This is a genomic window from Shewanella hafniensis, from assembly GCF_019655335.1.
GTDB classification, from domain to species: Bacteria; Pseudomonadota; Gammaproteobacteria; order Enterobacterales; family Shewanellaceae; genus Shewanella; species Shewanella hafniensis.
Genome location: NZ_BPFD01000015.1, coordinates 23,306 through 36,301, shown reverse-complemented (window position 1 = coordinate 36,301; position 12,996 = coordinate 23,306). Strand labels below are relative to the sequence as shown.

The window sequence follows — 12,996 nt, the reverse complement described above, 5'->3', positions numbered from 1 at the left end:
TGGCACAAATTGCCTCCATTGGCTCCGCTTGATTAACTATAGCCTGAATTGTTCACCTAAGTACACAGCCCTAACTTGCTGATTGTCTAAGATCTCTGCAGGTGTTCCTTCGGCAATCAGGTTTCCGTGACTCACAATATAGGCATGTTCACACACATCTAATGTCTCGCGAACATTATGGTCGGTGATCAACACGCCAAGGCCACGACTTTTGAGCTGTTCGATAATCTTTTTGATGTCGATAACTGAAATAGGATCGACACCCGCAAAGGGTTCATCGAGCAAAATGAACTTAGGATTTGCCGCTAACGCCCGTGCAATTTCGACACGGCGACGTTCGCCACCCGACAACGACATGCCTTGGCTGTCACGGATGTGGGTGATATGAAACTCTTCGAGCAGATGTTCTAGTTCTTCTTCTCGTTCTTCGTTTTTAAGTTCTTTACGAGTCTGCAGTACGGCCATGATGTTGTCATGGACGGTCAGCTTACGGAAGATACTTGCTTCCTGCGGCAAGTAACCTATGCCTTTGCGGGCGCGCAGGTGCATAGGATCTGCGGTTAAATCATCATCGTCGATAAAGATGTGGCCTTTATCGCTTTTAACCAGACCGACGACCATGTAAAAGGTGGTGGTTTTACCCGCACCGTTTGGGCCGAGTAGTCCAACAACTTGACCTGTCTTTACCGTTAGACTGACGTCTTTAACCACTTGGCGACTCTTATAACTCTTCGCCAGATTTTGTGCTCTTAGGGTGATTTGGGTCATTTAGAGTCCTGCTTTTTCACAGGTTTATCGGCTGGCGCGTCTGGTTTGGCATCATCTTGATAGCTTTCAGGCTGAATAATAGTGATCACGCGATCGTCACCATTACCTGTGCTTTCTGCAATCAATTTTTGCTGGATGATGTTATAGCGGATCACATTACCCGTCACTTGGCTACCCGCTTGATCTAACGAAGCTTGGCCTTTCAGTGTCAGGGTACGGCTTGCCATATCGTAACGAATTTCTTTCGCGCTCGCCGAGGCTGGACGGCCATCGTCTAACACTTGGCTGTAAGTTGCTGGGTTACCAGTGGCCACTAAAATTTTGCTATTTTCACCTTCGGCAGAAAATGCACGCAGTTCATTTGCTTGGATTTTTATCGAACCTTGGGTGACTTCAACCGGACCAAAGAAGATGATCTGGTTGTTCTTGATATCTGCCGTTTGGCTCACTGCTTTGATTTTAACTTCCTGCTTTAGGTCGTCGACTTTAGCAAAGGCGCTCATGCTCATTATTAGCATTAGGCTGGCAAGTAATACGTTATTTTGCTTCATATGTTCCTACTACCTGACTGGTCAATTTCACTTCTTGCGCGTTGAGGTCGGCATAAAGGCCTTGGCCTTGAATATTAAAATCTTTCCCTGTGACGTAAATGGTACGGTCAGAGGTCATTATCATCGTATTGAGATCGAGTTCCAGATAACTGGTGGACAAGGTCTGGATCGGTTCTTCTGCGCTAATGGCATCAATAATAACATTGTTTTCGAGTACAACCTTGCCCGTTTCCTTGTTTAGCTTGCCCTGATCTGCACTGAGTTGCCATTGTGCTTTACCTTGGTCTGGATAAACAAGATAAACAGGTTGAGTAAAGTAAGTTTGATTCGTTGAATCATAATGTTCCATGTGTTTCGCCGTCACACGGCTATTGACTAGCCCTTGTTCATTGAACTCAACACTGCGCAGATCTTCAATGATGAAATCTGGGGTATTCTGATCTTTAACTCTATTATCGGTATCACCGCTGTGCTTGTTCTGCACTTGCCAGTAAAGCGCTAGTGCGGTTCCAAAAAAAGCGATAATTGCGAGTGTCACACGACTCATATACTCATTCCATGGGCCGAAGTGAATTTATTTTGACTGAGTAGCAACAGATCTGTGAGTTCACGCAGTGCACCGTGCCCGCCATTGAGCGTAGTGACAAAGTGGGCGTGCTGACGCACATAGGGATGACCATCGGCCACACTGACCGCTAAACCGACGACATTCATCACGGGTAAATCGACAATATCATCACCGATATACGCTACTTCTTCCGGGGTGACACCATAGAGTGCGAGCAATGCTTCATAGGGCTCGAACTTATTATCTACGCCTTGGTAAATATGGGTAACCCCAAGGGCTGTCATACGGTTTTCAACGATTTTGGATTGACGTCCAGTGATAACGGCGAGATTAAAACCGCTGGTGAGTAGCGAGCGCACACCATAGCCGTCGCGGGTGTGGAAGGCTTTTAGCTCTTCGCCGCTATTGCTTAAGTAGATACGGCCGTCGGAAAACACTCCATCGACGTCACAAATCAACAGTTTAATCTTTTGCGCGCGTTGCCACACATCATCACTGATTGGGCCGTAAAATCCTTGCTGTGGCATTAAATAACTCCTGCTTTAACCATGTCTAGCATGTTAAGAGCGCCGATAGGATGGCGGTCTTTATCGATAACAATTAATCCGTTGATGTTTTTGGAATCCATCACTTGCAGCGCTTGGGCGGCCAACACACCGTCTGTGATGGTCACGCAGTTACGGGTCATCACATCGGCGATGGGCGTTGTACGCAGATTCACTTCGGCATCGATAACGCGGCGTAAATCACCATCGGTGAAGATACCGACCAGTTTGCGCTGATCATCGATAATCGCCGTCATGCCTAAGCCTTTCTTGGAAATTTCGTACAGGGCTTCTGTGATGCAAATATCGTGGTTAACGAGCGGTAAGTCATCACCGCTGTGCATCACATCACTGACTTTTAACAATAATTTACGCCCTAACGCGCCGCCTGGATGAGACATAGCAAAATCATCACGGGTAAAGCCTTTGGCTTGTAGTAGCGCAATGGCAATGGCATCGCCCATGACTAAGGTCGCTGTGGTGCTTGATGTTGGGGCGAGTCCCAGTGGGCAAGCCTCTTCTGGAACTTCAATACATAAATGTACTTTAGCTAAGCGCGCCATATTCGATTCGGGTTTACCTGTTACCGCGATAACGGGCACGCCCATACGTTGGATGACGGGCATTAAGGTGAGGATTTCGCTCGACTCACCTGAATTTGAAATCGCTAAAATCACATCGTTATCGGCTAATACACCGAGATCACCGTGGCTGGCTTCACCCGGATGCACAAAAAATGCGGGCGTTCCTGTGCTGGCGAGGGTGGCAGAAATCTTATTGCCGATATGGCCCGACTTGCCCATGCCCATGACAATCACTTTGCCTGTACAGTTGAGGATCAACTCGCAAGCTTCTGCAAATTCAGCCGAATCAACATATTGATAAAGATTGTCTAGGGCTGACTTTTCAATGTCGATAACTTTACAGCCCCATTGGCGCAGTTGTGATTTGTCTACCATGTCTATCTCTCTTTTTGCATTGTCTTTGTCGCCCCATGATGGGATTGGAATAGCACAATTTGGTACGCGATAAAGATGATATGTAATAGGCTTTCTGCCAAGTTTTAGTTTGTTTTCAGACGATTTAGCTTATGTCTCGTTGTGGTGGGTTTCCTAAAACAACAAAACAATTGCGGCAGGCTAGAGCGATTGATCTGACTCGTCAAGTTCAGCTGCGGCAGCTATGCATGCACAATAACCCGTTTAGCAACTGAAGGCCTTGAGCAATATCATCGTCTTTGTCGTTTATTTCAATGGATTTATCCCGTATCGCTGTGGGTATTACCGCACGGGATGCCTCGATTTCACACTCGTGTATCGACTTATCACACCTTAAAAGTGGACGAAGAGCGAGCTAAGTGCGAACGAATTAGCCAATATTGCCAATTCTGCAACTAGGTTGAAAACATTAAGTAACATTTTACCTATGCAGAGTGAAAACTTAGGGCGCATTTTCGCTGTAAATGAGGCAAATTGAAAGTATCACTGGGCGATAGTGTCGATTCGGTTGTAGGTTAAAGCGCAATTACGTACAATTTGCGGCTCTTCGATTGGTCAGTCTAGGAAGACTAGGATCACCTCTTTGCAAATGTCGGAATCAAGCATGACTCAAGAACAAACGCCGTTGGTTGAGATCCGTAATTTGGGGTTTAGCCGCGGTCAGCGTGTGATATATGAAGATATTAGCCTGTCCATTCCAAGGGGCAAGGTGACGGCGATCATGGGGCCGAGCGGCATAGGCAAAACGACCCTGTTAAAGTTGATCGGCGGCCAATTAACGCCTGACCACGGACAAGTGCTATTCGATGGCCACGATATCCATGGCGTGAGTCGCAATGAATTATTTAGTCTGCGTAAGCGGATGAGCATGCTGTTTCAAAGTGGCGCGCTATTTACCGACATTAATGTGTTCGATAACGTGGCGTTTGCGCTGCGCGAACATTCTGGTCTGCCAGAAGACATTATTCGCACTATCGTGCTGATGAAGCTTGAAGCCGTAGGCTTGCGTGGCGCCGCCCAAATGATGCCAAGTGAGTTATCCGGTGGTATGCAACGCCGCGCAGCATTGGCCAGAGCCATAGCGCTTGAGCCTGAAATGGTGATGTACGATGAGCCTTTTGCCGGCCAAGATCCAATCTCTATGGGCGTGTTAGTGAAGCTTATTCGTGAGTTATCGGATGCGCTCAATTTGACCTCCATCGTAGTGTCCCACGATGTGGATGAAGTCCTCGGCATTGCCGATTATGTGTATGTGGTGGCCGACAAAAAAGTTATTGCCCACGGTACGCCAGAAGAATTGAAATACGCCGACAATCCACAGCTTAAACAGTTTATTCAAGGCGCGCCCGATGGCCCTGTGCCGTTCCATTATCCGGCGAATGATTACCAACAAGAATTGATGGCAAAAGGAGTTGGCAAGTGAAGTTAATCGACAGTATTGCCGACTTAGGCCGCAGCGCGATTGAGTTAGTGCTCGGTTTTGGCCGCGCAGGGCTTATGTTGTGGGGGGCGATTTTTCGCTGGCCACGGGTGCGCAAAGGTTTTCCATTATTAGTGCGCCAGATTTATGTGGTCGGCGTGCAATCTATGGTGATTATTTTAGTCTCAGGGCTTTTTATCGGCATGGTGTTGGCACTGCAAGGCTATAACATCTTAGTTGGTTTTGGCACCGAAGAAAGCTTAGGCCCTATGGTGGCGCTCAGTTTACTGCGTGAGTTAGGGCCCGTGGTTACCGCACTTTTGTTTGCGGGACGTGCGGGTTCTGCCTTAACCGCTGAAATTGGTTTGATGAAGAGTACTGAGCAGCTCTCGAGTTTAGAGATGATGGCTATCGACCCATTAAGGCAGATTATTGCACCGCGCTTTTGGGCGGGGGTGATCAGTATGCCATTGCTGGCGTTAATGTTTACCGCTGTGGGTATTTACGGTGGTCACATAGTCGGCGTGGAATGGAAAGGAATCGACAGCGGGGCGTTTTGGTCGATTCTGCAGGCGTCGGTCGAATGGCGTCAGGACATAGTTAACTGCTTGATTAAGAGTGGTGTGTTTGCCGTAGTGGTGACTTGGATTGCGTTGTATCGCGGTTATCAAGTGATCCCAAATCCGGAAGGCATCAGCCGTGCAACGACTCAAACTGTGGTTCAGTCGAGTCTCGCTGTATTGGCATTAGATTTTTTACTGACAGCCCTGATGTTTGGCCGCTAACGGAACACTGCGGATTTCGACACAGGTAAGATGGATTAACAGAGTGGTAGCTGAACATGTTGACACGAAAAATTGAATTATTAGTGGGTGTGTTTCTTTTAACGGGATTGGCCGCTTTTTTGGTCTTAGTCTTTAACGTTGCCAATATTGAAGTGAAAAGCAGCGATAGCACTTACACCATAAAAGCCAATTTCACCAATATTGGTGGCTTGAAGGTGCGTTCGCCCGTCAAGGTTGGCGGTGTCGTGGTTGGCCGCGTCAGTGGCATAGATTTAGACCCCGTTAAGTTAGTGGCAGTGGTCACCTTAGTGATGGACAAGCGTTACGATAAATTTCCAGAAACCAGTAGTTTAGCCATTTTGACTTCGGGTTTGTTGGGCGAGCAATTCTTAGGGTTAACACCGGGTTTTGTCGATGATGATGTCAGTATGCTGAAAGATGGCGATAAGATTGATGATACGCGCTCGGCATTAGTGTTGGAGGAACTGATTGGTCAGTTCTTATATAGTATGGGTTCGAAAGACAAATAGGGGTTACCGCTATGTTTAAAAACTTATCTCGTTTTTTATTGCCGTTAGTGATGGTTTTAGGGACAACGAGCGCTGTCGCCGCCGATGTGGTTGTCGATACGACAGATCCGTATGCCATGGTGAAAGCCGTTGCTAATAAAACCTTCGATCGTTTTCATAAAGATAAAGCGTTAATCGATGCAAATTCAGACCATTTAAAGGTAATCGTTCGTGAAGAACTGATGCCTTATGTCGATTATAAATATGCCTCTTACAAAGTCTTAGGCCAATATCTTAAGGATTCAACCGAAGACCAACGTAATCGTTTTGTCGATGCCTTTGAAGGTTATTTAGTGTCGACCTATGCCCAAGCCTTTACTGAGTACACCAATCAAAAAGTGGAGTTTTCACCTGGGGTTGATTTCAGCAAAGAGAAAATGGTGGATGTGAACGTGCAGATCATCGAAGCCGGTCGTCCGCCAATTAAACTGTTGTTTAAGGCTCGCCGTTTGAAAGATGACTCATGGAAGGCATTTGATTTAGTCGCCGAAGGTGTGAGCTTACTGTCTTCTAAGCAGTCTGAAATCTCGAATCTAATTCGCCAGCAGGGTATCGATCCTGTGATTAAGATGCTTGAAGATCGCACCAAAGAAAAAGTGGTCATGAAGGCTAAGTCAGGGAAGTCACAGTCGTGATTGAATTTGTGCAACAGGGGACAGTTTGTCATCTCAAAGGGCGCATAACCCAAGCCGATGTCATTACACTTTGGCCACAGCGGCAACAACTGCTAAATGAGTCAACCCAGATATTGTCTCTGTCTGGGCTCGAATACAGTGATAGCGCTGGCATGGCATTTTTGCTGGCGTTAGTGCGTGAACATCGCAGCCAACTTGTATTGAGTTCTGCTTCACCACAACTTAAAAAACTAATTGATTTATATGATTTAGATGCCTTCTTTACCGAAGAAGCGCATTGAGAATAGGGTAATAGATTTCATGGAATGCAGCTTAATCGAACAGATTTTACGTGATGCGTTAGGGCTTGAAGAAGTTCACGCTAGCTCGGATGGTAGCCATTATAAAGTGATCGCCGTAGGTGAATGCTTCGATGGTATGAGCCGAGTCAAACAGCAACAAGCCATTTATGCACCGTTGACGGCACACATTGCCAGCGGTGAATTACATGCATTAACGATCAAAACTTTCACGCCGACTCAATGGAAACGCGAAAAAGTTTTCAACATGCCTAGCTAGTGAGGAAAAGTGGATAAACTAACAATTCAGGCAAGCCCCCCGCTTGCCGGTGATGTGATTATTTCGGGTGCTAAAAATGCAGCTTTGCCTATTCTGATGGCGGGTGTATTGGCTGAAACCGATTTTGTGGTTTCTAACGTGCCCAATCTGCGTGATGTGAGTACGAGCTGTAAGTTATTACGCTGTCTCGGCGCTGAAGTGACTGAACTCGGGGACGGACAGATCCGCATTTCTACCACTAATCTGAATGAGTTTTGCGCTCCCTATGATCTAGTGAAAACCATGCGTGCTTCTATCTTGATCTTAGGGCCGTTATTGGCTCGCTATGGTACGGCTGATGTGTCATTGCCTGGCGGCTGTGCCATTGGCGCAAGACCAGTGAACTTGCACTTACATGGCCTCGAAATGATGGGCGCTAAGATTGAAGTGAAAGAAGGCTATATTAAAGCCCGTGTCGATGGTCGTCTTAAAGGCGCACATATCTTTATGGACATGGTGAGTGTTGGTGCTACCGAAAACTTACTGATGGCCGCAGCATTAGCCGATGGCGAAACCGTGATTGAAAACGCGGCCCGTGAACCTGAAGTGATCGATCTCGCTAATTGCTTAATTGCCATGGGTGCAAAAATCACTGGTGTAGGCAGTGCGACATTGCGTATTCAAGGGGTTGAGCGTTTACAGGGCTGCAATTACCGAGTTATGCCAGATCGTATCGAAACCGGTTCCTTCCTCGTTGCTGCCGCGGTGACCCGTGGTCGTATTCGTTGTTTAAAAGCCGATCCTGCTTCACTGGAGTCGGTTATCGCAAAACTTGAAGATGCGGGCGCTAAGATCACTACCGGCGAAGATTGGATTGAGCTCGATATGCAGGGTAAACGTCCGAAGGCGGTGAATATCAAGACGGCACCTTATCCTGGTTTCCCAACCGATATGCAGGCGCAGTTTTGTGTACTCAATGCCTTAGCGCAAGGCACGGCAACCATAACTGAGACTATCTTCGAAAATCGTTTTATGCATGTGCCCGAACTTATCCGTATGGGCGCTACCATGGAGCTTGAAGGTAATACCTGCATCATTCAAGGGATTGAATCTTTAAGTGGTGCTCAGGTAATGGCGACGGATTTACGTGCGTCAGCGAGTCTAGTGATTGCGGGCTTAGTGGCCGATGGTAAGACGATTGTCGATCGTATCTATCACTTAGATCGTGGCTATGAGCATATTGAGAATAAGTTTCAAGGTTTAGGCGCACAGGTTGTGCGTACTCAGTAACGAGTTATTTAGCTAGGCCTGAGAGATTAAAATCTCGACCCATTAAAAACCAGCTTAAAAGCTGGTTTTTTGTTGTCTGCGTACGCAATGACTGGCGTCGCTCTAGTTATCGACCACAACCTTTTCATCGATAATCACGGGCAACTCCTGTTGTTTCCCTTGGCGTATCACAGTCATCATCACTTTCTTACCCGGTGTGGTTTCAGCGATGCGATCCATCAGCATTTCAACACCTGGCACATCTTCACCATCGTATTTAATAATCACATCCCTTGGCATTAGCTGGGCGCGCGCTGCAGGGCCATTAGGGTCGACACCCATAATGACCACACCTTTTAGATCGGGCAGATTGAGAATTTGTGCAATGACAGGGTTGATAGGTTCACCTGAAATACCCAAAGCACCACGGATAACGCGGCCATTCTTAATCAATTTGCCCATAATGCTGTGGGCCAATTTAATCGGGATAGCGAAGTTAATCCCATGGCCGCCGCCTTCTTCACCCACTTGAAATGCTGCGGTATTAATACCAATAAGGCTGCCGTTAGTGTCAATCAGTGCGCCGCCCGAGTTACCGGCATTAATCGCCGCGTCGGTTTGTAAGAAGTCTAAGTAACCTGAACTTAAGCCGTTACGACCCGTGGCACTGATGATGCCTTGGGTAATGGTTTGGCCCAAATTGTAGGGATTACCAATGGCGAGTACGACATCACCAACTTGAGGCGGACTGTCGAGGTTAACGGGGACAATCGGTAAGTTATCGCCTTCAATTTTAAGTACCGATAAATCGGTTTCTGGATCGAAGCCAACCACTTCTGAGGTAAATTTACGTCCATCTTGCAGGGCGACAACAATTTCGTCGGCCTTTTTAATAACATGATAATTCGTAAGAATATAGCCTTCTTTGCTCATTATCACCCCAGAACCTAGCCCCTGTAGCGAACCCGAGTTAAGCGGGCGATTTTGATCTATGCTGAGGCTATAAATGTTAACAACGGCAGGGGCTGCGCGGCGTACCGCCTTGGCAAAGGATAGCTCGACTGTGTTGTTGGCACGGGTTTGTAGCAGACTACTACCGAGGGACTGGTTATCGAAATAACGGGTTACCAATAAAAACATGGCCGCCATGATAAGACCAAAAAGGGTGGCTTTACCGAGATATAGTAGTGTGTCTTTTATCGTCATGGCAGGATGGATCTTGAAAAAGGTGAGTTAGATTAACATGTTTAATCTATGTAAGCATAGGGAACCTAAGCTCCCTATGCTTATCTGTGGCAGAAAATATGGCCTATTTAGCCGATTAACGTAGGACTAAATACAACATGCTCTTATCACGCATAATCTTCAGTGCAACGGCACCTTCTTGATCTTTTAGCTGTGCTTTAAGAGTCTTAAGATCTTTAATTGCAGTACGGTTAATACCGACAATCACATCTCCTTTTTGTAAGCCACTCATAGCCGCAGGCGAACCTTGGGCGACATCGGTAATTTCAATGCCCTTAGATGAGTTTTCTAAGGATGCCCCTTGCAACATAGGGTGTACGGCGCCCGCTGCAGATTCACTGGTTTGGCTCGCTTCGCCTAAGGTCACTTTAACGGTTTTCTTATCACCGTCGCGGATGAGTCCTAACTCAACCTTAGCACCCGCGCCCATAGTGGCGACTTTAGCACGCAGTTCTTGGAAGGACTTAATGCCACGGCCATCGACGCTGATAATGATATCACCCGCTTTAATACCGGCTTTCTCGGCGGCACTGTCTTTGGCTACTTCATTCACGAAGCCGCCGTGCTGGGTGTCTAAACCAAAGCCTTGGGCGAGTTGGCTATCAAGATCGCGTCCCGAAATCCCCAGTACCCCGCGGCGTACTTCACCGTGTTCGGCAATTTGCGCGACCAGATTTTTCACCATATTGGCAGGGATCGCAAAGCCGATACCGACGTTACCACCGCCCGGCGCTACGATTGCGGTGTTAATCCCAATCAATTCCCCGTTTAAGTTAACGAGTGCACCACCCGAGTTACCACTATTGATAGCAGCATCGGTTTGAATAAAGTTTTCCAGCATTTCTATGCCTAAACCGCTACGGCCTAAAGCACTGACAATACCTGAAGTCACGGTTTGCCCTAAGCCGAAGGGGTTACCAATGGCAACGGCAAAGTCACCAACACGCAAGTCGTCAGAGTCGGATGACTTGATTGCGACAAGATTTTTCGCCTCAATTTGCAGTAATGCAATATCAGACTCTGAGTCAGTACCAATGAGTTTGGCTTTTACTTCACGGCCGTCATGTAGACCAACTTGAATATCATCGGCACCGTCAATCACGTGATTGTTAGTGACTATGTAGCCTTTTTCAGCATCAATAATAACCCCTGAGCCTAAGCCCCTAAAAGGACGTTCCTGCACTTGCTCTTGTGGTGCATTGGGGCCAAAGAAGTAACGGAAAACATCAGGCACTCTTTGTTTTGAAACATGAGTCCCCGTAACAGCTACGGACACAACTGCGGGTGTCGTACGCTCAAGCATAGGCGCAAGACTTGGAATGGATTGTCCCTCAACCGTCTGTGGAATGGCAGCCTGTGAGACGACAGGCATCATAGTCAGGGTCGCGGCTAACATTGCGGCTGAAAGTACAGATAATTTTGTTTTCATCTATTCATAACTCCAAATAAGGGTTGAAAGATCTGGATGTAATGCATCAGCAATTGTGCGAGTGCCAGATCAAATCTGTATCGGTACCGGCTATTTGCCTAGGTAACCATTCGGACACGCACCTAATTGAAAAAGTTCATCATATTAACAAATGTTAATTTTTTTGAGCCTATTTTATCGGCTGTTTCATGCTCGTTGCTGAGTGGAAAACTGTGGGCAAGATACGCATTTTTCAAGCCCTGAAAACAACAAGTTTTGCCGATTAAAATGACCTACAGCATAGAGGTTTATTCGTCGTTTGTATGCTGTTTAACCTTGAGGCAAAAGTCGTATTCTGCATTAATATATCCTGCGTCACATTGGCCGTGCTAATATCGTTGCAGTTTTAGTAAAGGACATAAGAGAATTAAAAAGTGCCTCAGTTAAGCCCTTGGCAGCATTATCAAAAAGATCTTACCCGTGACGGTTTTTCCCATGATCCGGCTCAAGAAATTGCCGTCAAAGCATTACAACGTGTCTATGAAGACTTAACGGCGGCGGAAGAGCCGACTTCTGTCGTGGGGAAATTGTTTAGTGCATTAGGCTTAAAGTCGGCGCCAGCATCACCTAAGGGCCTGTATCTTTGGGGCGGTGTGGGTCGCGGTAAAACCTATCTGATGGATACTTTTTTTGATGCCTTGCCTGGCGATCAAAAGCTGCGGGCTCACTTCCATCGTTTTATGCATCAACTACATTTAGATTTAGATGAGCTGAAAGGCGTGCGCGATCCCTTGCTGGTGATTGCGAAAAAGATGGCCTCGAAATATCGCGTTATCTGCTTCGATGAATTCTTTGTCTCAGATATTACCGATGCCATGTTGTTAGGTACGCTGTTTCAAGCGCTATTTAAAGAAGGCGTCGTGCTGGTTGCTACGTCTAACATCATCCCCGATGACTTATATAAAAATGGCCTACAGCGCGCACGTTTCTTACCTGCGATAGCCTTAATTAATCAGCATTGTGAAGTACTCAATGTGGATTCTGGCATTGACTATCGGCTACGCACCCTTGAGCAAGCGGAGATTTATCATCATCCGTTAGATGCACAAGCCGATGCCAATCTAATGCGTTATTTTAGCCAGTTAGCGCCTGAGTCTGAGGTGCATACCGCCGACATTGAAATCGAAGGCCGTAGCATCAGTATTCGTCAGCAGGCGCAGGGCGTATTGTTGGCCGATTTTAGAGCGCTTTGTGATGGTCCACGAAGTCAACGTGACTACATGGAATTGGCGCGGATTTATCATACTGTGCTGGTCAGCGGCATTGAGCAAATGGGGGCATTTTTGACCGGTGATGATATCGCCAGACGATTTTTAGCTATGGTCGATGAGTTTTACGAGCGCAATGTAAAGCTTATCGTATCGGCTCAAGTGCCACTCGAAGATATCTACGCCGATGGCTTGCTTAACTTCGAATTTAGACGTTGTCGCTCGCGTCTTATTGAGATGCAATCCCACGATTATTTAAAAACCGAACACCTGCCTTAACCCTGCGGCGCAAGAGTTTTGCTTTAACTCCCGTGTTAATCGCCAGTGGCTTGTTAATCCTTAGGATGACAAGCCAGATTGGTCGATATTTTATAATTTTTATCAAAATATCAGGTGATTTTTAACTCAGCTTTGTCTATACTCCGCCACC

15 protein-coding genes are annotated in these 12,996 nt (G+C 46.8%); 8 read left to right on the top strand and 7 right to left on the bottom strand.

The window, feature by feature from the left end:
* Positions 1 to 36: 36 nt before the first annotated feature.
* Genes lptB through K5Q99_RS06755 form a run of 5 tightly spaced genes read right to left on the bottom strand, consistent with a single transcriptional unit; the run spans position 37 to position 3,391 of the window.
* On the bottom strand, positions 37 to 768 hold the full coding sequence (gene lptB / locus K5Q99_RS06775; RefSeq protein ID WP_105251392.1) for an LPS export ABC transporter ATP-binding protein: 732 nt from the start codon (positions 766 to 768) through the stop codon (positions 37 to 39).
* A complete protein-coding gene (lptA, locus tag K5Q99_RS06770) occupies positions 765 to 1,319 on the bottom strand; it encodes a lipopolysaccharide transport periplasmic protein LptA (protein WP_220591972.1) in 555 nt (184 codons plus the stop codon). The genes lptB and lptA overlap by 4 nt, the downstream gene beginning before the upstream one ends.
* Positions 1,306 to 1,866: an LPS export ABC transporter periplasmic protein LptC gene (gene lptC / locus K5Q99_RS06765; RefSeq protein ID WP_220776419.1), complete on the bottom strand. Its 561-nt coding sequence runs from the start codon at positions 1,864 to 1,866 to the stop codon at positions 1,306 to 1,308. The genes lptA and lptC overlap by 14 nt, the downstream gene beginning before the upstream one ends.
* On the bottom strand, positions 1,863 to 2,414 hold the full coding sequence (kdsC, locus tag K5Q99_RS06760; protein WP_028759542.1) for a 3-deoxy-manno-octulosonate-8-phosphatase KdsC: 552 nt from the start codon (positions 2,412 to 2,414) through the stop codon (positions 1,863 to 1,865). Before kdsC ends, lptC begins: the two co-directional genes overlap by 4 nt.
* The gene (locus tag K5Q99_RS06755) at positions 2,414 to 3,391 is read right to left on the bottom strand and encodes a KpsF/GutQ family sugar-phosphate isomerase (protein ID WP_220776418.1); all 978 of its coding nucleotides are present in this window, start codon (positions 3,389 to 3,391) and stop codon (positions 2,414 to 2,416) included. The genes kdsC and K5Q99_RS06755 overlap by 1 nt, the downstream gene beginning before the upstream one ends.
* Before the next feature lie 643 nt (positions 3,392 to 4,034).
* Between K5Q99_RS06755 and mlaF the strand changes: the two genes are divergently transcribed.
* The 7 genes from mlaF to murA are packed head-to-tail and all read left to right on the top strand — an operon-like array spanning position 4,035 to position 8,666.
* Complete coding sequence (mlaF, locus tag K5Q99_RS06750) at positions 4,035 to 4,853, top strand: phospholipid ABC transporter ATP-binding protein MlaF (protein WP_063882287.1); 819 nt, start codon at positions 4,035 to 4,037, stop codon at positions 4,851 to 4,853.
* The gene (gene mlaE / locus K5Q99_RS06745) at positions 4,850 to 5,635 is read left to right on the top strand and encodes a lipid asymmetry maintenance ABC transporter permease subunit MlaE (RefSeq protein ID WP_006083062.1); all 786 of its coding nucleotides are present in this window, start codon (positions 4,850 to 4,852) and stop codon (positions 5,633 to 5,635) included. Before mlaF ends, mlaE begins: the two co-directional genes overlap by 4 nt.
* 56 nt (positions 5,636 to 5,691) lie before the next feature.
* A complete protein-coding gene (mlaD, locus tag K5Q99_RS06740; protein WP_006083061.1) occupies positions 5,692 to 6,165 on the top strand; it encodes an outer membrane lipid asymmetry maintenance protein MlaD in 474 nt (157 codons plus the stop codon).
* Between the two features lie 11 nt (positions 6,166 to 6,176).
* Positions 6,177 to 6,839: an MlaC/ttg2D family ABC transporter substrate-binding protein gene (locus K5Q99_RS06735; protein ID WP_106649421.1), complete on the top strand. Its 663-nt coding sequence runs from the start codon at positions 6,177 to 6,179 to the stop codon at positions 6,837 to 6,839.
* Positions 6,836 to 7,120 (top strand): STAS domain-containing protein, encoded by a 285-nt coding sequence (locus tag K5Q99_RS06730; protein WP_105251398.1) that lies wholly within the window; start codon positions 6,836 to 6,838, stop codon positions 7,118 to 7,120. The genes K5Q99_RS06735 and K5Q99_RS06730 overlap by 4 nt, the downstream gene beginning before the upstream one ends.
* A 19-nt stretch (positions 7,121 to 7,139) precedes the next feature.
* On the top strand, positions 7,140 to 7,397 hold the full coding sequence (locus K5Q99_RS06725; RefSeq protein WP_006086065.1) for a BolA family protein: 258 nt from the start codon (positions 7,140 to 7,142) through the stop codon (positions 7,395 to 7,397).
* 9 nt (positions 7,398 to 7,406) lie between these two features.
* Positions 7,407 to 8,666 carry a UDP-N-acetylglucosamine 1-carboxyvinyltransferase gene (gene murA, locus K5Q99_RS06720; RefSeq protein ID WP_220776417.1) on the top strand — a complete coding sequence of 420 codons (1,260 nt, stop codon included), beginning with the start codon at positions 7,407 to 7,409 and terminating at the stop codon, positions 8,664 to 8,666.
* 102 nt (positions 8,667 to 8,768) lie between these two features.
* On the opposite strand, the gene degS is transcribed toward murA, so the two are convergent.
* Entirely contained in the window at positions 8,769 to 9,851 is a 1,083-nt protein-coding gene (degS, locus tag K5Q99_RS06715) for an outer membrane-stress sensor serine endopeptidase DegS (RefSeq protein ID WP_220776416.1), read from the bottom strand.
* Positions 9,852 to 9,966: 115 nt separating this feature from the next.
* Complete coding sequence (degQ, locus tag K5Q99_RS06710; RefSeq protein WP_220776415.1) at positions 9,967 to 11,319, bottom strand: Do family serine endopeptidase DegQ; 1,353 nt, start codon at positions 11,317 to 11,319, stop codon at positions 9,967 to 9,969.
* Between the two features lie 413 nt (positions 11,320 to 11,732).
* Between degQ and zapE the strand changes: the two genes are divergently transcribed.
* A complete protein-coding gene (zapE, locus tag K5Q99_RS06705; protein WP_220776414.1) occupies positions 11,733 to 12,845 on the top strand; it encodes a cell division protein ZapE in 1,113 nt (370 codons plus the stop codon).
* Positions 12,846 to 12,996 lie beyond the last annotated feature (151 nt).

Excerpts from the sequence above, each read along its gene's own strand:
- lptB (WP_105251392.1), bottom strand. The coding sequence starts at position 768 with ATGACCCAAATCACCCTAAGAGCACAAAATCTGGCGAAGAGTTATAAG.
- lptA (WP_220591972.1), bottom strand. The coding sequence starts at position 1,319 with ATGAAGCAAAATAACGTATTACTTGCCAGCCTAATGCTAATAATGAGC.
- lptC (WP_220776419.1), bottom strand. The coding sequence starts at position 1,866 with ATGAGTCGTGTGACACTCGCAATTATCGCTTTTTTTGGAACCGCACTA.
- kdsC (WP_028759542.1), bottom strand. The coding sequence starts at position 2,414 with ATGCCACAGCAAGGATTTTACGGCCCAATCAGTGATGATGTGTGGCAA.
- K5Q99_RS06755 (WP_220776418.1), bottom strand. The coding sequence starts at position 3,391 with ATGGTAGACAAATCACAACTGCGCCAATGGGGCTGTAAAGTTATCGAC.
- mlaF (WP_063882287.1), top strand. The coding sequence starts at position 4,035 with ATGACTCAAGAACAAACGCCGTTGGTTGAGATCCGTAATTTGGGGTTT.
- mlaD (WP_006083061.1), top strand. The coding sequence starts at position 5,692 with ATGTTGACACGAAAAATTGAATTATTAGTGGGTGTGTTTCTTTTAACG.
- K5Q99_RS06735 (WP_106649421.1), top strand. The coding sequence starts at position 6,177 with ATGTTTAAAAACTTATCTCGTTTTTTATTGCCGTTAGTGATGGTTTTA.
- K5Q99_RS06725 (WP_006086065.1), top strand. The coding sequence starts at position 7,140 with ATGGAATGCAGCTTAATCGAACAGATTTTACGTGATGCGTTAGGGCTT.
- degS (WP_220776416.1), bottom strand. The coding sequence starts at position 9,851 with ATGACGATAAAAGACACACTACTATATCTCGGTAAAGCCACCCTTTTT.
- degQ (WP_220776415.1), bottom strand. The coding sequence starts at position 11,319 with ATGAAAACAAAATTATCTGTACTTTCAGCCGCAATGTTAGCCGCGACC.